Genomic DNA, 21,294 nt, shown 5'->3' on the forward strand with positions numbered 1-21,294 from the left:
CTGGGTGACTGCGTGTATGTGTCTCCGCGCGGACGGTGAGCAACGCGCGGCGCCACGGCCGCTCCACTGGCCATGGTCGTCGCACGCCGCGCCCGCCCGCGGATGGTGCGAGGCCAGTATAGGCAGGCGTCCCGTCCAAAGTGTTTAACATGGCGAAACCCTGGTTCCGTTATGCGGTGGCCGGCGTAGGCTTGATTCCGTCTCTTTTGTCCTGCTTGTTCTGTTTAGGGAGCGGTATTCATGTCCTTTTCCACGAGCGCACGCGCCACGACGCATGCGCATCCGGCTGCAACCCCGAACCCGGCGGATGACCTCGCGGCGCTCGCCCGCGACGCCGTGCTCTACACGCTGCCGCTATTCGAAATGGCGCGTTCGCGCGCGACGACGTGCCCGCGTCGCGACGACAGCGGCCAGTTCGCCGGCGAGAGCCCGAATTCGACGCTCTGCTGGCTCAACCGCCTGATGCGCGACCGCCAGCTACTCGGTCCGCAACACCGCAAGGTCGTGACGCCCAACAACGACACGCTGTACATCAGCGGGTGGCTCGACGTGGGCGAGGCGCCGCTACTGGTGACGGTGCCCGACACGGCCGACCGCTATTACGTGCTTGGCCTGCTCGACTTCTATACGAATCCGTTCAACTCGATCGGCACGCGCACGACGGGCAACGGTGCCGGAAAATTCCTGCTGTATCACCGCGACACACCGCTGCCCGCCGATATCGATCTGACGGATATCACGCCCATCGCCTGCCCGACGCGCGACGTCTGGATGATCGGACGCGTGCTGGTGGATGGCCCGCACGACCTGCCGGCCGTGCATGCGCTGCAGGACCGCTTTCTTCTGACGACGATCGATGGTGGCCCCGCGCAACGCCGTTTCGACGTCGGCATGGACCGAAGCGAAACGGCGGGCGACGCGCGACGCTATGCCGAAGTCGTCAACGCCGCGTTGCTGCGCAACCCGCCTCCGGCGGCTGAGCGTGCGTATCTCAGCCGGTTCGCCGCTGTCGGGATCGGCGCCGGTTTCGATGCGCCAACGTCTGCCGCGCCTGACGAAGACGCGTTCGCCGTGCTGGGCGCCGCGCTCGAAGCCGTGATCGCGGAGCTGGACGTGCCGCATCCGTCGGCACTTGGCGGTGGCTGGTTCCTGCCGGTCGAGGTGCGCGATTCGTTCGGCGACGACTACTTCGCCCGCGCGCATGTCTGCTGGAACTACATCGGCGCGCTGGGCATCGAGGAGGCGATGTACTTCTCCGCCGATTGCGACAGCGAAGGACGGCCGCTCGACGGACGCCACGCGTACGAACTGACGTTCGCGCCGGGCGGCCTGCCGCAGGCGCAGGCGTTCTGGTCGCTCACGATGTACGACAAGACGTCGTGCATGCTGGTGGACAACGTCATCGACCGTTACTCGATCGGCGACCGCTCCGCGCACCTGCGCGATGACGAAGCGGGGCTGACGCTGCGACTGTCGGCGCAGGCGCCGCGGGACGCCGCGCTGCAATGCAACTGGCTGCCCGCACCGGCCGCGCCGTTCTATGTGACGTTGCGCGTGTATATCCCGGGCGCGGCGCATCTGGAGCAGCGCTTTTCCTGGCCTCCGATCCGGCGCATCGAATCATGAGCAGCCGGCGCGTGCATTAACCGGATCAACCCGGCGTTCGAGACCGGACCGGCGTGTGCTGTACCAATCAAGGAGGAGACATGTTGAAAGAATCAACCAGCCGGTGGCGCGCATGGGTTGTGGTGGCGCTGGTGTTCCTGTTCATGCTGATCAATTTCGCCGACAAGGCCGTGATCGGCCTCGCGGCCGTGCCGATGATGCGCGACCTGGGGCTGACGCCCGAGCAGTTGGGCCTCGTCGGCAGCAGCTTTTTTGTGCTGTTCTCGATCTCGGGAATCGTCTTCGGCTTTATCGCCAACCGGGTCAAGACGAAGTGGCTGCTGGCGATACTGTCGATCGTGTGGGCGGCCGTGCAGTTTCCGCTGGTCGGCGCGGTGTCGTTTCCGTTGCTGATCGCGTGCCGCGTGCTGCTCGGCGCGGGCGAAGGGCCGGCCTACGCGCTCGCCATCCACGCCACCTACAAGTGGTTCGACAACAGCCGGCGCAACATCCCGACCGCGATCGTCCAGCAGGGCGCGAACATGGGCATGCTCGTGGCGGGACCGTGCCTCACGTGGCTGATGATCCACTACGACTGGCACGCGGCGTTTCTTGCGCTCGGCGTCGTCGGCGCGATCTGGACCACGCTCTGGCTGCTGTTCGGCGCGGAAGGCACCGTCGACGAATCTTCGCAGCAGGACGTGGCCGACGCGTCGCCGCGTTCCGCTTCTACTTCCGCTCCCGCTCCCGCTCCCGCTCGCGTGAATGCGCGTCTACCCGTTCGCGTGCCGTACCGCGCGCTGATGTGCGATCCGACGCTCGTCGGCATTTTCCTGCTTTCGTTCGCGGGCTTTCTCGTGCTTTCGCTGTGCTTCACCTGGTTTCCCGCCTATCTGCGACTCGGCCTCGGCTATTCCGCGACCGACGCGGGCTGGCTCTTCTCGGTCATCGTCGGCGCGGCGATTCCTGCTTCGCTGGTGATGTCGTGGTTCTCGCAGTATCTGTTTGGCAAAGGCGTGTCGTCGCGCGCGTCGCGTGGCTTTGTCACGAGCGGCGCGATTGCGTTGACCGCGCTCGCGTTTCTGTGCACGACCACCGATATCAGCGCTCCTTTGAAAATCGTCTGCCTGACATTGGGCGCGGGTTTTGGCCAGCTGATCTTTCTCTTCGGCCCGTTGATGATCGGTGAAGTCACGCCGCCTGCGCAGCGGGGTGCGTGGCTCGCGATCAACAATTCGGTCGCGACGCTCGCCGGATTTGTCGCGCCCGCGCTGATGGGGCGCTTCGTCGGCGCCGCGCACAGCCGCGCGGCCGGCTTCGAACACGGGTTTCTGTTGCTGGGCTCGGTGCTCGTCGTGGCAAGTGTCGCCGCGTTCTGGCTGATCCATCCCGAACGCTCGATGCGCCGGTTGAGCGGCGCCGCTGCGTTCGCTGCGTTGGGCGACAGCCGCGAACGCAGCGACATCCATCAGCCCGCGTGCTTGCCGGACGAAGCAACCGGCGCGGGCTGATCGTGACCGGCCCGGACGATGTCGTCGGGTTCCTGCATGTGACGAATCATGGTGATCTTCGCCGCCACGCTGGCGAGGATCGCCAGCGCGCCTATCGTGTCGAGCAGAGCTGAAAGCATCACATCTCTCCTGGTTCACATCCTCTATGACAGGAAGCGATGGGTGATTCGCCTTCCTGACAGCGATAAAACGGTACGCCGCGCCGATTATTTCAACGCGGGTCCATAGGCGCGCACGAAAAACGCCAGCGTGATGCAGACGGTCAGCAGCAGGGTGGCGGACCGGATCAGGGCGGCCGGCGCGCGGCGGCCGATCTGCGCGCCGCCATAACCGCCCGCGATCGCGGCAACGAGCATCAGCAGCGTCTGTGGCCAGTGTACGGCGTGCGCGACAACAAAGGTGAGCACGGCCATCGCGTTCGCGGCACTGACGAGCAGCGTGCGCGGCGCGTTCAGGCGCTTGAGGTCGCCGCTGTCGACGAGTCCCCAGACGGCCAGCATCATGATGCCGACCGCCCCGCCGAAATAGCCGCCGTAGACGCCCAGCGCGAACTGCACCGCCATCACCGCCGAAGGCCGGATGTGGCAATGCCGGCGAAGCCGTTCACCAAGCCTGCGTCCGAACGCGAGCGCGACGCTTGCGACCAGAAGCAGCCAGGGCAGCACGAAGTTGAACGCTTTCGGCGACGTCCACAACAGCAGCAGCGCGCCGATGACGCCGCCCACCAGCGTGATCGCCAGCAGCGGACGCAGCGACACCGCGCCGATCGGGCCGAGCCCGTCGCGATACGCCCAGGCGCTCGCGACCCCGCCGGGGAACAGCGCGACCGTGCTCGATGCGTTCGCCTGAACCGGTGGCACGCCGGCCAGGATCAGCGCGGGCAGGCTGACGAACGAGCCGCCTCCAGCGAGCGCGTTCATCGCGCCCGCTAGTAATCCCGCGCCTGAGAGTAACAAGAACTGGTTCATTCGACAGATCGTAGCGACCGCTTCACCTGTCCGCAATCTGGCTTTTCCAATGCTAGACTTCGTCAAAACCGAAGGGAGGCATGTGTGCGATTCGATCTGACCGATCTGCGTCTTTTTCTCAGCGTGATCGAGCACGGCAGCCTGACACAGGGCGCGCGGGCGATGAATCTCGCGCTGGCGTCCGCGAGCGGGCGCGTCTCGGGAATGGAATCCGCGCTCGGCGCGCCACTTCTGGAGCGCACACGCCGGGGCGTGCGGACAACGGCGGCCGGCGACGCGCTGGTGCGACATGCACGTCTGATCCTCGAGCAGGTTCAGCAGATGCGCGGCGAACTGCACACGTATGCGACCGGCCTGAAAGGGCGCATCCGGCTGTTGTCGAACACCGCCGCGCTCGCTGCGTTCCTGCCGCAGCAGCTGTGCGACTTTCTCGCGCGTTATCCCGATCTTTCTGTCGACCTCGAAGAGCGCCCGAGCAGCGAGATCGCGCTCGCGATCGCGGAAGGGCGCGCCGAAGTGGGGATCGTCGCGGATATCGCCGACCTGACGACACTGCAAACCCATCTGCTCGCGCGCGATCAACTGGTGGTCGTCGCGAACACGCGGCATCGCGTCGCCGGGCAGGCGAGCGTGGCGTTCGCGGATATCGTCGGCGAGGCGTTCGTCGGTTTGTCGGATGCGGCACTGGAAACGCATCTGGGTCAGCGTGCGTCCCGTCTTGGACGGCAGATGAATTACCGTCTCAAGCTGAGAAGCGTGGAGAACGTGGGGATGCTCGTCGAAGCGGGTATCGGGATCGCGATTCTTTCGGAGGCGTCGGCGGCGGCGCTGCGCCGGCCGGGCCTCGAGATCCTGCCGCTTTCGGAGCCGTGGGGCTCGCGCCAGCTCAGCCTGTGCGCCCGCGATTTCGCGACGTTGACGCCGCACGCAAAACTGCTCGCGGAGCATCTCAAGGCGAGCAACGCGTTGCCGGATGTGACGTCTTCATAGCCGGTGATTTCGCGGCCACGGCAGGCGTCGCGCTCCGGTGCTCGAATCACCGCGTTGCGCGCTACGCGTTGCGTTTGTTCAGGCGTTCGAGCATCGCGATCGCGGCGGCCGGATTGTGTGCCTTGAACCCGCTGATCACATAGAGATAGACGTCGCGAGGCGTGTTTTCTGCGTTTACATCGCCGGATATATCGAGCCCGTCCGGCGTGCCGCCTGATGCCCATGTGCGCGCACGTGTCACCCATTGATCCAGCGCGTTGCTGGAATAACCTTTCGACTGTGCTTCGGTCGTGCCCATGACCCGCGCGTAGACAAACGGCGCGGTCGGGTCGGCGATCTGCGGATACTTCGAATCGCCGGCCATCACAATCGCCACCTCGTACCGGCGCGCGAGCGCGACGAACGCCGCGTTGCAAAAGCTCTCGTGCCGCACTTCGACTGCATGGCGGATCGCGCGTCCGTCGACGCGCTTTGGCAGGAGCTTGAGAAAGCCTTCGAAATCGTCGGGATCGAACTGTCTGGTCGTGGCGAATTGCCAGTTGACCGGGCCGAGCTTGTCCTTCAGTTCGAGCACGCCGCTCGTGAAGAACCGCTCGATGGAATCGCCCGCTTCCGACAGCACTCTGCGGTTCGTGGCGAATCGCGGCGCTTTCAGCGAAAAGACGAAGTCATCAGGCGTTTCGTCGTGCCACTTCGCGAACGTGGCCGGCTTTTGCGAGCCGTAAAACGTGCCGTTGACTTCGATGGTCGTCAACTGGCGGCTCGCGTATTCGAGCTCGCGTTTCTGCGTGAGCCCTTCGGGATAAAACACGCCGCGCCACGGCTCGAACGTCCAGCCGCCGATGCCGACGCGGATTCGCGCCGAGCTGTCCGCTGGCTTGGGCGTTGTCTTTGCCGCTGGCTTTGCGGCTGTCTTTGCCGCGGTCTTTGTCGCCGTTTTTACAGCCGTTTTTCGCGTCGCCATTGAATCACTCCTTTCCGAGCGGCCGATGCGCTCAAGTGTAGTAAATCAGCGAGGAATCACCGCCGCAAGCAGATGGAACCGATCGGACCGGTCGAGAAAGCCGACGAAGAGGCGATGCGCGTCCAGCAGGCGTTCTGGAGGGCGCGTTACGACGTCGTCGTTTCGTCGGCGGTGGCGGATGCGGACGTGGCGGGCGATCCACCGGTTCGTGCGACGCCTGCTTCACCGCCGCCTTCCTGCGACGGCGTTTTCTCGCGCGGAAAATGCACGCTCAGCACGGTCGAGCCCTGGGTCGACCGAACGTTCAGCGTTCCACCCAGCCGCCGCACGCGGGCCCGCATGCTGCGCATGCCCGTGCCCGGATGCTCCGCCAGGGCGTCGGGATCGAAGCCCACACCGTTGTCCTTCACCACCAGCCGCACGCCAGCATTGTCGCCATGCAGATCGACGTCGACGCGGCTTGCCTGACTGTGCTTGAGCACATTCGTCAGCGCCTCCTGAAGCGTGCGCATCACGTCGAGACTATGCGAAGCCGGCAGATAACACTGTTCGATCCCGCTGACGCTCCAGTGGCATTCGATCCGGTGGCATTCGAAGAGACGCGTCAGCCGGTGCCGCAGCGGCCCGATCTGCGCATCCAGCGAGTACTCTCCAGACTGATGGCTCGACGCCGTATCGATGATGATGCGCAGGTCGTCGCGCAACTCCTTGAGGATCGACAGGAACTGTTCGGGCGCGATGTCCTGCGGCGCGCGCTCGAGCGTGGCGATGCTGCTCACCAGCGTGCCGCCCAGACCGTCGTGAAGATCGTGCGCGAGATTGAGCCGCTCGCCGAGACGCGCATTCGCCACTTCGAGCGTGTGCTGGCGCTGTAACGTCGTTTCGAGTTCGGCGCACGCCGCCTTGATGCGGGCCGTGAGCCGGTCGTTGAACTGCTCGATGCCGCGCAGGTTCGCGACGAAGCGCCACGCCAGCACCAGCGCCATGCCGATCGACAGCAACTGCGACGTCAGCGCGGTGTAGTAGCGGTTGTCGCTCAGGATGCCGAGGAACGACAGCAGATCGTGCGTGCCGGCCGCGACAAAGATCGCGATGCAGAAAGACAGGATGCGATGGTCGGTGCGGCGGCTTCGCCACGTGAAGACCAGATACGCGAAGCAGGTTGTGAAGTAGACACAGGCCTGCACGATGGTCAGCGCCGCGCGCATGGCGTTCATGTGGCTGTGCGGCGTCATTAGCATGGCAACCGTGCCACACGCGACCAGGACCCACAGCGCGGCTTCGATGCGCGGCAGGCGCCGCTCGCAGAACCGCGTGACGAACATCGTGAACGACGCACTGTAGACGATCAGCGCAATCGAATTCGCGGCTTCCCATCCGTCGGTCGTCGCGAACGGCCAGGGGGTCGTCGCCACCTGATTGAGCGCGACCCATCCCCACGCGAGCGACATCAGCGTGAACCAGCCGTAGGGCGCTTCCTGTCTGCGCATCAGCCACAGCGACAGAAAGAAGCAGCCGAGCGTCGCGGTGATCGCAAGGCTGAAGAGCTGAAGATCGTGACGCAGCCAGTAGTCGCCTTCGAAGCGCGCGGCGATCATCGCGGGGTCGCCGATTGAAACAGGTCCGAGGCCCGGTTGATACGCGGCCTGACCCGCGACGCGCACCAGCAGCGTATTCGTGCCCTCGTGCAGCAGCGGCGGCGCGAGCAGCTGGTGGCGCGGGGTGTTCCAGGCGCGCGTCAGCGGTTCGGCGAGATGCGGGTCGCGCATCAGCAGCGTGCCGTTCAGATAAACCGCGCCCGCCATGTTCAGATAGTCGAGCATCAGCGCGATGGGCCGCGTGGTGTCTGTCTGCTGCCATGTGAGTCGGTACCAGACGTCGCCGTCGAAGCCGGACCAGCGCTGCGACCAGTCGTCGGGTAACGAAACGGCAACCCATCCGGTGGCCGGCGGCGTATCGGCCGGCTGCGCGGCGCGTGCCGCCTCGACGTGCGTGAACGTTACAAAAGAGGGGGACGTCCGCGCGTTTGCCGCGTTTGCCTGAAGCAGGGCGAACGCCATGACGAACGTTACGGCGACCAGCCAGCGTGAGTCACGCCGCGCGATCAGGGCAGCAAGCCATGCGTGCGCGCTTCGAACACAGCCTGCGTGCGCGAATGCACCGCCAGTTTCTTGTAGATGTTCTTGATGTGGCATTCGACCGTCAACCTCGACAGGGACAGCAAACCGGCAATTTCCCGATTGGTCAGCCCCTTGCCCACCAGCGACAGGATTTCGATTTCCCGTGTGCTAAGCGGCGATGCGGTGACGGTGCGTGGCGCGGTGACGACCTCCGGTGTGGACGAAGGCGCTGCGGTGCCGACCAGGTCGAGAATGCGTCTGGCGACGAATGGATCGATCGGTGCGCCGCCGCGCAACGCGCTGCGAACTGAGAGCGATATTTCGATGTCGTCGCGTTCCTTGAGCAGATAACCGGTGGCGCCCGCCTGCAGCGCGGTCACGATGATGTGCTCGGTGCTCCACGCGGAGATTACCAGAATCGGCACGGCCGGATCGCGCTCGTGCAGCGAACGGATCAGGTCGATGCCGTTGCCGTCCGGCAGCCCGACGTCGATCAGCGCCATCGCGAACGGCTGGTCCGCGAGCAGCGCCTGCGCCGCGCCGATGCTGCCGGCAAACATGAGCGCTTCGTCCGTGTAGCCGAGGGTCGCGAGGATGCCGCGCATCCGCTCCTGCATCAACGGTTCGTCTTCGACGACCAGTAGCGGGCTCGGGAGGATCGATTCGCTGACATCGGGAAAAGCGTGGTTCATGGGCAGGAGTCGTGGTTTCGATTGTGTGGGGTGGGGGTTTGCGCGGCCGCGCATCCAGTTGCGGCCTCTGGCAGCAACATACCTGAAACAGGCTGGATCAGTCCGGGGTGGGTGGATGCGCCATGTCGAGACTATCGGACGTTGGCGCCGCGTTGCGAATACCTGGTCCCTGGTATTGTTGCGAATACACCCATGCGGTCAATCCGGTGCGTTGTCGTTCGCGCAGAGCCCGCATGCGACGGACGGGCACCGTCGGCCACGCGAATACCCCGTCAACGTGACAGCGCTGTCGGGTAAGCCCGGGCGGGTCCGCATTCGCATTCCGCGCTAGACTGATCCTGGTCAGATTTTTTGTGATCGGGCAGTTGCCTGGGAGAGGCCGCCATGAACCGGCCGCTGGTTCGGTTTTCGCTTCGTACGCTCGGTGCTGCGCGGGTCTGGACGTGGCTCAAGTGGTTCCTCGTCGCGGCCTTTCTGCTTGCGCTGGTAGTCGTCGCAAGGCTTTGCCAGATCGAAATCGAAACCTCCCGGTTGCAGGCACGCTATTTGTCCGAACTGACGCGCGACGTCGGTTCCACGCCCGGCGAGGGCGTGAGCCACAGTATCCGCTTTCCCACCCACGGCCCCTACGATGAGCGTCTCGGTTACGCGCTGTTGCCGTCGTTCCAGCAGCGACTGACTGAGCGCGATTTCGCTGTCACATCACAGGCGCGCGATTCCGAACGGATGCTGTCGCTTGCGGACGACGGCCTGTTCCTGCCTTACGAAGAGAAAGATCAGGCGGGCCTGCAATTGTTTGACGGCACCGGCGTGCTGCTATTTGACAGACGTTATCCGAGCCGCGTCTACGACAGCTTCGAGGCGATTCCGCCGCTCGTCGTCAACGCGCTGCTGTTCATCGAAGACCGTTACCTGCTCGACGCGGATCAGCCGAACCGCAACCCCGCGATCGACTGGGGGCGCTTCAGCCGCGCGCTGGTTGACGAGGGCCTACACGTGTTCAACCGGCATCAAGCGACGCCGGGCGGCAGCACGCTCGCGACGCAGATCGAGAAATTCCGCCACTCGCCTGGCGGGCGGACGGCGACGCCGCCGGAGAAGCTGCGGCAGATCGCATCGGCTTCGGTGCGCGCCTACCTGAACGGGCCGCAGACCATGCCCGCGCGTCGCCAGATCGTCGTGCGCTATCTGAATTCGGTGCCGCTTGCGGCGCAGCCTGGCATCGGCGAGATCAACGGCATTGGCGACGGCCTTGCCGCGTGGTACGGGCGTGACTTCGACGAAGTCAACCGCATCCTCGATGCGCCCACGTCCGGTGACAACCTCGCCGCCCAGGCGGTGGCATTCAGGCAGGTTCTGTCGCTGATGATCGCGCAGCGCGCGCCGTCGTACTTTCTGCATCAGGGCTTTGACGATCTCGAACGCCGGACCGACAGCTATCTGCGACTGCTGGCGACAGGTGGTGTCATTTCGCCCTCGCTGCGCGATGCAGCGCTCGCCGTGCATGTCGAACGGAGTCCACCGCCGCGCGGACATTCGAGCGAATCGTTCGTCGACCGCAAGGCGGTCACCTCGATGCGCACCCATCTGCTGGCGGCGCTCGGCATACCGGGTTTCTACGAACTCGACCGGTTCGATCTGCAGGTGACCGGCACGCTCAATAACGCGGTTCAGCAGGCGGTGAGCGACCGGCTCGCGCGCGCGGCAACGCGCGACGGCGCGCAGGCTGCGGGACTGTACGGCTTCGAAATGCTGCGCCCTCAGGACGACCCATCGAAGATCGCCTATAGTTTCACGCTGTTCGAACGGCGCAACGGCGCGAACCTCCTGAGGGTGCAAACCGACAGCGTCAATGAACCGTTCGACATCAACCAGGGCGCGCGCCTGAATCTCGGCTCGACGGCGAAGCTGCGTACGCTCATCACGTACCTGCAGATCGTCTCCGACCTGCACGCGCGTTATGCGTCGCTGGGCACGGCGGAACTCAAGCGCGTCAAGCCCGATCCGATGGATGTGCTGACACGCTGGGCACTCGACTATCTCACGCATACGTCGGACCGCTCGTTGCAGGATATGCTCAATGCCGCGGTGGAAAGGAAATATTCAGCCAGTGCGGGCGAGACGTTCTATACGGGCGGCGGCGCGCAGACGTTCAGCAATTTCGAATCGAGCGATAACGGCCGCGTTCTGACCGTACACGTGGCGTTCCAGCACTCGGTGAATCTCGTGTTCGTGCGTTTGATGCGCGATATCGTCCATTACGAGATGATCCAGACTGCGGGGCCGTCTTCCCACTGGCTCGACGATCCGGCGACACGCGAGCGGTATCTCACGCGTTTTGCCGATCAGGAAAGCCGCGTGTACATGAAGCGCTTCTACACGAAGTACGATGGCAAGACGCCCGACGAAGCATTGGCGATTCTGCTGCAAGGCGTGCGCAAGTCGCCGCCGAAGATCGCGACGGTGCTGCGCAGCGTCGCACCCGACGGCTCGCAGGCATGGTTCGACGCGCGGATGCGCACGGCCTTGAAGGGCACATCCGCGGCGTCGCTGGCGGATGACGATCTCGCGAAGCTCTACACGAAGTACGCGATCGACCGCTTCAACCTGAATGATCGCGGCTACATCGCGAGCGTGCATCCGCTGGAGTTGTGGACCGTCAACTATCTGCGTGAACATCCGGCCGCAACGCTCGACCAGTTGCAGAACGCGAGCCGCGAGGTGCGTCATGGCGCCTATTCGTGGCTCTTCAAGACGCGCTACCACGCGACGCAGGACCGCCGGATCAAGCGCATGGTGGAACTGCGTGCGTACGACGCGATCGGCAAGTCGTGGCAGGCACTCGGGTATCCATTTGCGAACCTGACGCCCTCGTATGCGGCGGCCATCGGTGCATCGGGTGACCGGCCGGCCGCGCTCGCGCAACTGATCGGCATCATCGCCAACGACGGCGACAAGGTACCGACCGAAAGCATCGCGCAACTCGACTTCGCGAAGGACACGCCGTATGAGACGCATTTCACGCGAGCGGCGGTGGCCCCGCAGGCCATGGTGTCGCCGCAGATTGTCAACGTGGTGCGTGAGTTGTTGAGCGACGTGGTGCAGGGCGGCACCGCAAGGCGCCTTGCCCAGGGCATGACGTTCCCCGATGGCAAGACGCTCGCGGTGTACGGTAAAACCGGTACGGGCGACCAGCGTTTCGATGTGTTTGCGCCCGGTGCCCGGCTGATCGAGTCTCGCAAGGTTAACCGGACCGCTATTTTTGTGTTCGCGTTCGGCAACCGTTTCTTTGGTGCGTTGACTGCTTACGTTCACGAGCCGTATGCGGCCCGCTACGATTTTACGAGCGCGATGGCGGTGCAGTTTCTGAAGTCGCTCGCGCCGGCGTTGCAGCCGTTGCTCGATAGCAATAGCCATTGAACGATCGCATCTTGACTTTCCTCGAAGAGCGAAGACAGATTCACGCCCAGCGCGACGGCGAGCCGGTCGAGCACGGTTGCAGTCGGGCTGCTCTCGCCGCGTTCTATCAGCGAATGTTCGAGCGGTTCACGCCTGAAACAGGCTGGATCAGTCCGGGGACGCCAGGTTCGGGTTGTGTGGATGCGCCATGTCGAGACTATCGGGCGTTGGCACCGCGTTGCGAATACCTGGTCCCTGGTATTGTTGTGAATACACCTATGCGGTCAAATCGGTGCTTTGTCGGTGGTGCAGGTGAACAGACCGTTTAGCCCGCACGCGACGGACATGGACAGGGTAGTTGCGTGGCGCGGGTTTTGAAGCGCCGCGTGTGTGTTGGAGCCGGCGCGTTCGCGCCCGGCTCTTTTTTTGCACGTGCCTGTCAAAGCAGCCGGTAGTAGAACGTCGTGTCGCACAACGCGCCATCCGGCATCAGCGCGTAGTCCGGTACGACGCCCGCGCGTTGCCATCCCGCGCGCGCGTACAGCCGTTCGGCATCGCCGCCCGTCACGGTATCGAGTACGAGCACGGTCTTGCCTTCATCGCGTGCGACGTGTTCGATGGCTGCCATCAGACGCTGCGCGACGCCTTGGCGTCGCGCGCGGCGATGCACCAGCATCTTCGCGACGTCCGCGCGATGCGGCTGGTTGTCCGGTTGCGCGACGATCAGCTGCACGGTGCCGGCGATCGTGCCGTCCTGATCCTCGGCGACGAGCAGGACGCGTTCATCGCGCGCGACGGCTTCGGCGACGCCGCGCCAGAACGCCAGCGCCTTCTCGCGTGGAAGCGGCAGCATGAAGCTCACCGACGCACCGCCTTCGACGCAATCCACCAGCACATCCGCAAGCGCGTGTACGCGCGCCATGGCTGCGTCGCCGTCGAGCCGGCGAATGGTTACGGTGTCGCTCATGTGTGCCTCCTCGTGCGTGCCGGCGACAAGGTTGCCAGCGCAACGAGATATCGCGCCGGCGCCGACGTGGGATTGCTGAAGACGGTCGGGCAGTCGAGGCGCATCGTCAGACAGTCGCCGGCTTCGAGATGCCAGTGTTCGTCGCCGATGATTAGATCCATCGCGCCTTCGATCATCCATATCTGCTGATGCGTCTCCGCGTCGCGCGCGCCGGTTTCGTACGCGACGCGCTGGCCGGCAGGAAATGAAACCTCGACGAGTTGAATCGGCGAAACCGCAGCAGGCGAGAGGCTGCGCCGCACGTAGCCGGAAACCGGATCGGTCCATATGGGCTGACCGGCGGCGCGCGCCACCGGCGACGGCGGGGCGGCGGCCTCGCTGCTTTCCTCGAAGAGTGAAGACAGATTCACGCCCAGTGCGACGGCGAGCCGGTCGAGCACGGTCGCGGTCGGGCTGCTCTCGCCGCGCTCGATCAGCGAAATGTTCGAGCGGCTCACGCGGCTGCGTTCAGCGAGTGCGTCGAGCGAGAAACCGCGCGCGTCGCGCAGTTCGCGCAAGCGGCCGGCGATGCGGGTATTGACGTCCATAACATCCAGTTTAGCGGAGAAAAAATTCCAGTAAACTGGAAAAACGTCGAGATATACAGAAAAATGGATGCGAGATACCGCGATCGGGTCCACAATCGGGCTTGATATACTAAATCCAATATTCCGTCACGATCCTCGCACATGGCCGGACGCATCCCACCGCGTCACGCAGCCGCGCAGGTTCAACTGGAGGCGACGCATCTTGTCAGAACTTCACACTGAGGTAGCGGCCACGCCGCTGACGTTGTCGCTGCGGCCGATCGGCGCGAGCGTGAGCCTGCGTGACCGCGCGTACGCGATGCTGCGCCAGGCGATCGCCGACGCGGACATTTATCAGACGCGCGAAGACGTGCGTCTCGACGACCGTGTGTTGAGCGAGTCGCTGGGTGTGAGCCGCACGCCGGTTCGCGAAGCGATGACGCGGCTCGAACAGGAAGGGTTTCTGCGCACCGTGCCGCGTCGCGGCATCTATATCGTGCGCAAGAGCAGGCGCGAGATCGTCGAGATGATCCAGATGTGGGCGGCACTCGAAAGCATGGCGGCGCGTCTTGCCACGCTGCACGCCACCGATTCGGAAATTGCCCGGCTGCGTCGCATGTTCGACCATTTCCACGACACGACGCCCACCGATCACATCGCCGATTACTCGGACGCGAACATTGCGTTTCACCAGGCCATTGTCGAGCTGTCGAAATCGCAGGTCATTCTCGACACGATCAAAAACATTTTTATTCACGTGCGTGCCATTCGCCGTTTGACGATTTCGCAGAGCGATCGTGCATCGCGCTCGATTGTCGATCATCTGCGCATCATTGAAGCGCTGGAGTGCCGCGACACCGAACTCGCCGAACGACTTGCCCGTCAGCATTCACTCGATCTCGCCGCCTTTGTCGAGGCGAACTGCGATTTTCTCGACTGACCGACACATAACAGCCGTCTGACTGGAAGACGGTTAACGACAAGCCCGGGACGTTGCCAACGACCGGGCTTTTGGCCGTTTACGCGCGATTCGTACACCTGAATGACGAAATTCAATGCATAAGCGATAGCGAATGAACACGATAACGAATTTTGATTATGCGTAAATCTCCAATGTACTTAGCATGACTCCGTATAAGCCGGTGCAGCACGCCTCGATGCAGTGCATCAGAACGCACGAAGCAGGAGGCCGGCATTATTCAATATAACGGAGACAAGACACATGAACGTTCTTACGCAGCAACCACCTGCCCCTTCTTTTCTAGGGAACCGGTGGACCCAACTCGTCATTGGCATTGTGTGCATGGCACTCGTCGCCAATCTTCAATACGCATGGACACTGTTCGTCGGACCGATGGACGCGCGGCATCACTGGGGGCGGGCGGCGATCCAGCTGGCCTTCTCGATTTTCATCCTCACGGAGACGTGGCTCGTGCCGGTTGAAGGCTGGCTGGTCGACAGGTTCGGTCCACGACCGGTCGTTGCCGTCGGCGCGCTGTGCGCGGGCGTCGCGTGGATCATGAATTCATACGCGACGACCTTGCCTGAGTTGTACGTGGCGGCCGTGTTCGCGGGTCTCGGCGCGGGCGGTGTGTATGGCACGTGCGTCGGCAATGCGCTGAAACTGTTTCCGGATCGTCGCGGCCTCGCGGCCGGACTGACGGCGGCGGGTTTTGGCGCCGGCGCCGCGGTCACGGTGATTCCAATCGCCAACATGATCACGCGCACGGGCTACGAGCATACGTTCCTGTTCTTCGGCATCCTGCAGGGTGTCTGCATTTTCGTGCTGGCGCTGCTGCTGCGCAAGCCGGCGCTGGGTCTGGCGTCCACCGCAAAGAAGAAGTTCGCGGTGAGCAGGACCGACTACACGCCGGGACAGATGATCAAGACGCCGGTGTTCTGGGTGATCTATGCATCGTTCGTCGCGGTGGCCGCGGGCGGCCTGATGGCCACCGCGCAGATCGGCCCGATCGCGAAAGACTGGGGCCTCGCCAAACTGCCGATGACCATCTTCGGCGCGACGCTGCCGCTGCTCACGATGACGCTGTCGATCGACAGCATCTGCAACGGCTTCACGCGTCCTTTGTGCGGTTTCATCTCCGACAAGATCGGCCGCGAAAACACGATGTTCTTCATCTTCATCGGTGAAGGGCTCGCGCTGCTCGGCCTGATGGAGTACGGCAGCAACCCGTATGCGTTCATGACATTCGCCGCACTGGTCTTCCTGTTCTGGGGCGAGATCTATTCGATTTTCCCGGCAATCTGCGCGGATACGTTCGGCAGCAAATACGCGGCTTCCAATGCGGGCACGCTGTACACGGCGAAGGGCACGGCGTCGCTGATCGTGCCGATCGCCTCGGTGCTCTCGGCGACGGGCGGATGGAACCTGGTGTTCATCGTCTCGGCGGTCATCACGATCGCGGCCGGCATCTCGGCGAAGTTCATCCTCGCGCCGATGCGCCGGCACTGGATCGAATCAAGCGATAGCGCAGCGGTGGATGCGGCCAGCGTCGCGGCCAGTTCGGGCCTGAGCCATCACTGATACGGCTGCGGGCAAACAGACAGGCAGATAGCAATTGGCAACGAGAGTCGTGCAGTAAAAAAACTCACCCCGCTGCGCAGGTAGCGGGGTGAGTTTTACACGTTAAGACGGGAAAGTTTGCCGCGCATGGGCGCGGCATAAGACAGCACGTAACGCCTGAATTCAGGCGCCGGCGAGCGCGGGCAGATCCGGTTCGTCCGACCAGTACGCGGCAATCGAGAAGCCTTGCGAGGCCGGCTGAGCGGTTTGCGTGCCTGCGCTGGCTTCGGTACAGGTGGGCAGCGCCTCCGGCGCAATCGCGGTCTTCTTCGCGAGAATGGCTTCGCTCAGGAACGCCGCGCTGTACGCGTTCAGCAGATGCGGATGGTGCGCCTCGACGTACGCGATGATGCGAGCCTGCTCGCCGTCGATGGTCGCGAGCGATTCGAGCGTCTGCGCGTCCCAGCGAAAGCGCAGACCCAGTTCAGCGAATGCCATGTTGTAGGCGCAGAGCTGGGTGCGGATCGCCTGTTCGCGCTGCGTTTGATGTCCGTGGATGTGTGTGTCGCCCATGATGTCTCTCCGGTGATCGATAACGTAGATACAGCGTAGGGCGTCGGAACGATAGATGATAGTTAAAGATTATTTCGATAATCATAAGTCGTAGCTTATGAAATAGCGCTGTTGCGGCACTGATATCTGGAGGGCACACGTGCGTCTACGTATGTGATATCCAAAATGAAATATTTGTGACAGCCAATTTTGAGGCCGGAAAAGTCGTCTGTCAGAGGGTAGGCAGCAAGAAAAACACGCTGAAAACACGAAGGCGATAGCGACGACTTACAGTATGAAATCCGTCCTGGAAACGGCCTGAAAGCTTTGCATGACGGCACTCATGTCATACGCAACATTGATGCATCGCAGCAGTCTTTATGAGGAACACGAGGAAATCCACCCGCTTCGTTCACGCTGCACAGCAGCACGGTCACACATCGGAGAAAACTCGCTTGACTAATATTGTGTTTGGAATATTGTATATCACGAGACAACACACACGCCCCGCCAAGGAGGAGACGTCATGGCAGAAGTAGTTGGGACCATTAAGCCGCAGACAGCCGCTGCAGAAGCTACGCAGCAAACAACCGACGGCTTTCACCTCGTCATCGATGCGCTGAAGGCAAACGACATCGATACGATTTTCGGTCTGGTCGGCATCCCCATCACCGACCTGGCTCGCCTTGCGCAAGCCGAGGGCATGCGCTTCATCGGCTTTCGCCATGAGCAGCACGCGGGCAACGCGGCGGCCATCGCCGGCTATATGACAAAGAAGCCGGGCATCTGCCTGACGGTGTCGGCGCCGGGCTTCCTGAACGGCCTCACGGCACTCGCCAACGCCACCACGAACTGCTTCCCGATGATTCTCATCAGCGGTTCGAGCGAGCGCGAAATCGTCGACCTGCAGCAAGGCGATTACGAAGAGATGGATCAGTTGAACGCGGCGAAGCCGTACGCGAAGGCCGCGTATCGCGTGCTGCACGCCGAAGACATCGGCATCGGCGTCGCGCGCGCCATTCGTGCGGCCGTGTCGGGTCGTCCGGGCGGCGTGTACCTCGATCTGCCCGCCAAGCTGCTCGCGCAGACGATGGACGCCGTGAAGGCAAAAAAATCGCTCGTGCGCGTGATCGACGCCGCGCCGCGCCAGCTGCCGGCGCCTGAATCGGTACAGCGCGCGCTCGATCTGCTGAAGGGCGCAAAGCGTCCGCTGATCCTGCTCGGCAAGGGCGCCGCCTACGCGCAGGCCGACGCGGAAATCCGCGCGTTCGTCGAGAAGACCGGCATTCCGTATCTGCCGATGTCGATGGCGAAGGGCCTGCTGCCCGACACGCACGAACAGTCGGCTTCCGCCGCGCGCTCGTTCGTGCTGGCCGAGGCGGACGTCGTCGTGCTGATCGGCGCGCGTCTGAACTGGCTGCTTTCGCACGGCAAGGGCAAGACCTGGGGTGCGCCGAAGCAGTTCGTCCAGATCGACATCTCGCCGACGGAAATCGACAGCAACGTGGCGATCGCCGCGCCGGTGATCGGCGATATCGGTTCGTGCGTGTCGGCGCTCGTGGCAGGCCTCGATGCGAGCTTCCCGAAACCCGCCGTCGAATGGACGGGCGCGATCACGGAGCGCAAGAGCACCAACCTCGCGAAGATGGCCGCGACGCTGGCGAAGAACCCGTCGCCGATGAATTTCCACAGCGCACTGCGCGCGATCCGCGACGTGCTGAAAACGCGTCCCGACATCAACGTCGTCAACGAAGGCGCCAATACGCTCGACTACGCCCGCAGCATCATCGACATGTACGAGCCGCGCAAGCGCTTCGACTCGGGCACGTGGGGAATCATGGGCATCGGCATGGGCTTCGCGATCGGTGCGGCGGTGACGAGCGGCAAGCAGGTCGTCGCGATCGAAGGCGACAGCGCGTTCGGCTTTAGCGGCATGGAACTCGAAACCATCTGTCGTTACGACCTGCCGGTCTGCACGATCGTCTTCAACAACAACGGCGTGTATCGCGGCACCGACGTGAACCCGACGGGCGGCAAGGACGTTGCGCCGACGGTGTTCGTGAAGGGCGCGCGCTACGACAGGATGATCGAGGCGTTCGGCGGCATCGGACACCACGCCACGACGCCCGAGGAGTTGACGAAGGCCCTGCTCGAAGCCATCGCTTCAGGCAAGCCGACGCTCATCAACGCAGTGATCGACGAAGCCGCCGGCACCGAAAGCGGTCGTCTGACGAACCTGAATCCGCAAAGCGCGGCAATGAAGAAATAACACCCGTTAAGTCAACAGGAGATACAAAGGTGAGCAAACCTCTCGATGGCGTCAAGATCATTGACTTTACTCACGTCCAGGCGGGCCCGGCATGCACTCAGATGCTGGCATGGTTTGGTGCAGACGTAATCAAGGTCGAACGTCCAGGCTCTGGCGACGTCACGCGTAGCCAGTTGCGCGACATCCCGGGCGTCGACGCGCTTTACTTCACGATGCTGAACAGCAACAAGCGTTCGCTGACGCTCGACACCAAGAAGCCGGAAGGCAAGGAAGTGCTCGAAAAACTGATCCGCGAATCGGACGTGCTGGTCGAAAACTTCGGCCCGGGCGCACTCGACCGGATGGGCTTTTCGTGGGAACGGCTGAACGAACTGAATCCGAAGATGATTGTCGCTTCGGTGAAGGGCTTCAGCGACGGCCACCACTACGACGACCTGAAGGTCTATGAAAACGTCGCGCAGTGCGCAGGCGGCGCGGCATCGACCACCGGTTTCTGGGACGGTCCGCCGACAATCAGCGCGGCGGCGCTCGGCGACAGCAACACGGGCATGCACCTCGCGATCGGCATCCTGACCGCGCTGATCGGCCGCGACAAGACCGGCAAGGGCCAGAAGGTCGCGGTTTCGATGCAGGACAGCGTGCTGAACCTGTGCCGCGTGAAGCTGCGCGACCAGCAACGTCTCGATCGCGTCGGCTACCTGGAGGAGTATCCGCAATATCCGCACGGTGAATTCAGCGACGTCGTGCCGCGCGGCGGCAACGCCGGCGGTGGCGGCCAGCCGGGCTGGGTGCTCAAGTGCAAGGGCTGGGAAACGGACGCGAACGCGTACATCTACTTCACGGTGCAGGGCCACGCGTGGGAGCCGATCTGCCGCGCGATCGGCCGGCCGGAATGGATCGACGACCCGGCGTACAAGACTGCTGAAGCGCGTCAGCCGCACATCTTCGAAATCTTCAAGACGATCGAAGAATGGCTTGCCGACAAGACGAAGTTCGAAGCGGTCGACGTCCTGCGCAAGTTCGATATTCCGTGCTCGCCGGTTTTGACGATGAAAGAGCTCGCGAACGATCCGTCGCTGCGCGCAAGCGGCACGATCGCCGAAGTGCAGCACAAGGAGCGCGGCAGCTATCTGACGGTGGGCAGCCCGATCAAGTTCTCGGACATGAAGCCTGAAATCACCGGGTCGCCGCTGCTGGGCGAGCATACCGAGGAAGTGCTCGCGGGTCTGGGCTACAGCCGGAACCAGATCGAGAATCTGCGAGAATCGAAAGTGGTCTGATTGTTCCACAGGGGTCGCACGTGACGCTCGCTTGCCGGATTGCGAGCGTCAGTGAAACAGCGCCCCCGTGGGCGCTGTTTTCACAATGACACCGGCGGGCGCGATCATCGCGCCCGCCATCAACGGAGATTCGCTCGACCATGCAGCCAGCCATCGATTATCAGCAACTTGTCACGGCGATCGGAGACGCGGTCGTCATTTCGGGCGCCGACGGCAACATCACGCTGTGGAATCCCGCCGCGGAGCGCATGTTTGGCTTCACTGAAGAAGAGGCGCTTGGCAGATCGCTCGACGTGATCATTCCCGAGCGTCTGCGTGGCCGTCACTGGGAGGGTTACCAGAAAACCATGGCAACCGGCCAGACGCGCTATGGCAACGACGTGCTGCGCGTGCCCGCCGTTCACAAGGACGGCCGTGCGCTGTCGATCGCCTTTACCGTCGCGCTGCTGTATGCGCCGGACAGGACGTTGACCGGCATCGTCGCCGTGATCCGCGACGAAACGAGCCGCTTCCAGGAAGATCGCGGTCTGCGCAAGCGTATCGCTGAACTGGAAGCGAAGGTGCAGGCACAGGCGGCCGCGTAAGGCTTCGTGGCTTCAACGATGGGCCCTGTCAGGAGAGATTCGATGCGTGTAGAAACGCTGGGACGTTACCAGCTCGAGCTGTCGGCGCGGCAGTTCATCCACAACGGCGGGTGGGCCGCGTTCGCCGCGATCAGCACCACCGACGACGCCGATGCCGCGCCGGTCGACGTGCTGCCGCTGCAGCAGGTCATGGAAAACGCGGTCTTCGAGAGCGAGGCCGCGGCGATCGCCGCTGCGCGTGGCGTCGTGATCGCGTTGCTGAAGCGGCCGCAGGCGCCCGCCACGCCGGTCATCAGCTGAGCGGCG

General features: G+C 63.4%; 18 protein-coding genes and 1 pseudogene. 10 read left to right on the forward strand and 9 right to left on the reverse strand.

The window, feature by feature from the left end; translation table 11 throughout:
- Window positions 1–240: 240 nt before the first annotated feature.
- Together BLV45_RS19705 and BLV45_RS19710 are read left to right on the forward strand one after the other, a co-directional pair.
- On the forward strand, window positions 241–1,626 hold the full coding sequence (locus BLV45_RS19705; protein ID WP_090535641.1) for a DUF1254 domain-containing protein: 1,386 nt from the start codon (window positions 241–243) through the stop codon (window positions 1,624–1,626).
- 80 nt (window positions 1,627–1,706) lie between these two features.
- On the forward strand, window positions 1,707–3,116 hold the full coding sequence (locus tag BLV45_RS19710; protein WP_090535642.1) for an MFS transporter: 1,410 nt from the start codon (window positions 1,707–1,709) through the stop codon (window positions 3,114–3,116).
- Here the strand turns inward: BLV45_RS19710 and BLV45_RS27630 are convergent.
- Window positions 3,074–3,235 carry a hypothetical protein gene (locus tag BLV45_RS27630; protein ID WP_176954199.1) on the reverse strand — a complete coding sequence of 54 codons (162 nt, stop codon included), beginning with the start codon at window positions 3,233–3,235 and terminating at the stop codon, window positions 3,074–3,076. The genes BLV45_RS19710 and BLV45_RS27630 overlap by 43 nt on opposite strands.
- A gap of 87 nt (window positions 3,236–3,322) precedes the next feature.
- Window positions 3,323–4,084 (reverse strand): sulfite exporter TauE/SafE family protein, encoded by a 762-nt coding sequence (locus tag BLV45_RS19715; RefSeq protein WP_090535643.1) that lies wholly within the window; start codon window positions 4,082–4,084, stop codon window positions 3,323–3,325.
- Window positions 4,085–4,168: 84 nt separating this feature from the next.
- On the opposite strand from BLV45_RS19715, the gene BLV45_RS19720 reads away from it, so the two are divergent.
- Window positions 4,169–5,074, forward strand: a complete 906-nt coding sequence (locus BLV45_RS19720; protein ID WP_090535644.1) for a LysR substrate-binding domain-containing protein — start codon at window positions 4,169–4,171, stop codon at window positions 5,072–5,074.
- A gap of 61 nt (window positions 5,075–5,135) precedes the next feature.
- On the opposite strand, the gene BLV45_RS19725 is transcribed toward BLV45_RS19720, so the two are convergent.
- The 3 genes from BLV45_RS19725 to BLV45_RS19735 all read right to left on the reverse strand — a co-directional run bounded on the left by BLV45_RS19725 (window position 5,136) and on the right by BLV45_RS19735 (window position 8,850).
- A complete protein-coding gene (locus BLV45_RS19725; protein ID WP_090535645.1) occupies window positions 5,136–6,038 on the reverse strand; it encodes a DUF72 domain-containing protein in 903 nt (300 codons plus the stop codon).
- Window positions 6,039–6,184: 146 nt separating this feature from the next.
- Entirely contained in the window at window positions 6,185–8,098 is a 1,914-nt protein-coding gene (locus tag BLV45_RS19730) for a sensor histidine kinase (protein WP_245753401.1), read from the reverse strand.
- 44 nt (window positions 8,099–8,142) lie between these two features.
- On the reverse strand, window positions 8,143–8,850 hold the full coding sequence (locus tag BLV45_RS19735; protein ID WP_090535646.1) for a response regulator: 708 nt from the start codon (window positions 8,848–8,850) through the stop codon (window positions 8,143–8,145).
- Between the two features lie 384 nt (window positions 8,851–9,234).
- Here BLV45_RS19735 and BLV45_RS19740 point away from each other — a divergent pair, with 384 nt between their 5' ends.
- Window positions 9,235–12,270, forward strand: a complete 3,036-nt coding sequence (locus BLV45_RS19740) for a transglycosylase domain-containing protein (RefSeq protein WP_090535647.1) — start codon at window positions 9,235–9,237, stop codon at window positions 12,268–12,270.
- 14 nt (window positions 12,271–12,284) lie between these two features.
- Here BLV45_RS19740 and BLV45_RS27970 read toward each other — a convergent pair.
- From BLV45_RS27970 to BLV45_RS19750, 3 genes and pseudogenes are all read right to left on the reverse strand, one after another.
- A pseudogene (locus BLV45_RS27970) lies at window positions 12,285–12,383 on the reverse strand (helix-turn-helix domain-containing protein); the annotation flags it as partial.
- Between the two features lie 305 nt (window positions 12,384–12,688).
- On the reverse strand, window positions 12,689–13,216 hold the full coding sequence (locus BLV45_RS19745; RefSeq protein ID WP_090535648.1) for a GNAT family N-acetyltransferase: 528 nt from the start codon (window positions 13,214–13,216) through the stop codon (window positions 12,689–12,691).
- Complete coding sequence (locus tag BLV45_RS19750) at window positions 13,213–13,803, reverse strand: helix-turn-helix domain-containing protein (protein WP_090535649.1); 591 nt, start codon at window positions 13,801–13,803, stop codon at window positions 13,213–13,215. Before BLV45_RS19750 ends, BLV45_RS19745 begins: the two co-directional genes overlap by 4 nt.
- Window positions 13,804–14,002: 199 nt before the next feature.
- On the opposite strand from BLV45_RS19750, the gene BLV45_RS19755 reads away from it, so the two are divergent.
- A complete protein-coding gene (locus BLV45_RS19755) occupies window positions 14,003–14,722 on the forward strand; it encodes a GntR family transcriptional regulator (protein WP_245753420.1) in 720 nt (239 codons plus the stop codon).
- Between the two features lie 282 nt (window positions 14,723–15,004).
- A complete protein-coding gene (gene oxlT, locus BLV45_RS19760) occupies window positions 15,005–16,324 on the forward strand; it encodes an oxalate/formate MFS antiporter (protein ID WP_090535651.1) in 1,320 nt (439 codons plus the stop codon).
- 162 nt (window positions 16,325–16,486) lie between these two features.
- On the opposite strand, the gene BLV45_RS19765 is transcribed toward oxlT, so the two are convergent.
- Entirely contained in the window at window positions 16,487–16,876 is a 390-nt protein-coding gene (locus tag BLV45_RS19765) for a hypothetical protein (protein ID WP_090535652.1), read from the reverse strand.
- A gap of 505 nt (window positions 16,877–17,381) precedes the next feature.
- Between BLV45_RS19765 and oxc the strand changes: the two genes are divergently transcribed.
- The 4 genes from oxc to BLV45_RS19785 all read left to right on the forward strand — a co-directional run bounded on the left by oxc (window position 17,382) and on the right by BLV45_RS19785 (window position 21,288).
- A complete protein-coding gene (gene oxc, locus BLV45_RS19770) occupies window positions 17,382–19,124 on the forward strand; it encodes an oxalyl-CoA decarboxylase (protein WP_090535653.1) in 1,743 nt (580 codons plus the stop codon).
- 29 nt (window positions 19,125–19,153) lie between these two features.
- Complete coding sequence (gene frc, locus BLV45_RS19775) at window positions 19,154–20,404, forward strand: formyl-CoA transferase (protein ID WP_090535654.1); 1,251 nt, start codon at window positions 19,154–19,156, stop codon at window positions 20,402–20,404.
- A gap of 140 nt (window positions 20,405–20,544) precedes the next feature.
- Entirely contained in the window at window positions 20,545–20,988 is a 444-nt protein-coding gene (locus BLV45_RS19780; RefSeq protein ID WP_090535655.1) for a PAS domain S-box protein, read from the forward strand.
- A gap of 42 nt (window positions 20,989–21,030) precedes the next feature.
- The gene (locus tag BLV45_RS19785; protein ID WP_090535656.1) at window positions 21,031–21,288 is read left to right on the forward strand and encodes a hypothetical protein; all 258 of its coding nucleotides are present in this window, start codon (window positions 21,031–21,033) and stop codon (window positions 21,286–21,288) included.
- Window positions 21,289–21,294 lie beyond the last annotated feature (6 nt).

Origin of the sequence: Paraburkholderia sartisoli, from assembly GCF_900107685.1 — a bacterium.
GTDB lineage: Bacteria > Pseudomonadota > Gammaproteobacteria > Burkholderiales > Burkholderiaceae > Paraburkholderia > Paraburkholderia sartisoli.

What these genes read in the sequence shown, in the direction of transcription:
- BLV45_RS19725 (WP_090535645.1), bottom strand. Translation starts at nt 6,038, where the DNA reads ATGGCGACGCGAAAAACGGCTGTAAAAACGGCGACAAAGACCGCGGCA.
- BLV45_RS19765 (WP_090535652.1), bottom strand. Translation starts at nt 16,876, where the DNA reads ATGGGCGACACACACATCCACGGACATCAAACGCAGCGCGAACAGGCG.
- BLV45_RS19750 (WP_090535649.1), bottom strand. Translation starts at nt 13,803, where the DNA reads ATGGACGTCAATACCCGCATCGCCGGCCGCTTGCGCGAACTGCGCGAC.
- oxlT (WP_090535651.1), top strand. Translation starts at nt 15,005, where the DNA reads ATGAACGTTCTTACGCAGCAACCACCTGCCCCTTCTTTTCTAGGGAAC.
- BLV45_RS19705 (WP_090535641.1), top strand. Translation starts at nt 241, where the DNA reads ATGTCCTTTTCCACGAGCGCACGCGCCACGACGCATGCGCATCCGGCT.
- BLV45_RS19745 (WP_090535648.1), bottom strand. Translation starts at nt 13,216, where the DNA reads ATGAGCGACACCGTAACCATTCGCCGGCTCGACGGCGACGCAGCCATG.
- BLV45_RS19730 (WP_245753401.1), bottom strand. Translation starts at nt 8,098, where the DNA reads ATGGCGTTCGCCCTGCTTCAGGCAAACGCGGCAAACGCGCGGACGTCC.
- oxc (WP_090535653.1), top strand. Translation starts at nt 17,382, where the DNA reads ATGGCAGAAGTAGTTGGGACCATTAAGCCGCAGACAGCCGCTGCAGAA.
- BLV45_RS19735 (WP_090535646.1), bottom strand. Translation starts at nt 8,850, where the DNA reads ATGAACCACGCTTTTCCCGATGTCAGCGAATCGATCCTCCCGAGCCCG.
- BLV45_RS19740 (WP_090535647.1), top strand. Translation starts at nt 9,235, where the DNA reads ATGAACCGGCCGCTGGTTCGGTTTTCGCTTCGTACGCTCGGTGCTGCG.
- BLV45_RS19780 (WP_090535655.1), top strand. Translation starts at nt 20,545, where the DNA reads ATGCAGCCAGCCATCGATTATCAGCAACTTGTCACGGCGATCGGAGAC.
- BLV45_RS27630 (WP_176954199.1), bottom strand. Translation starts at nt 3,235, where the DNA reads ATGCTTTCAGCTCTGCTCGACACGATAGGCGCGCTGGCGATCCTCGCC.
- BLV45_RS19785 (WP_090535656.1), top strand. Translation starts at nt 21,031, where the DNA reads ATGCGTGTAGAAACGCTGGGACGTTACCAGCTCGAGCTGTCGGCGCGG.
- BLV45_RS19710 (WP_090535642.1), top strand. Translation starts at nt 1,707, where the DNA reads ATGTTGAAAGAATCAACCAGCCGGTGGCGCGCATGGGTTGTGGTGGCG.
- BLV45_RS19715 (WP_090535643.1), bottom strand. Translation starts at nt 4,084, where the DNA reads ATGAACCAGTTCTTGTTACTCTCAGGCGCGGGATTACTAGCGGGCGCG.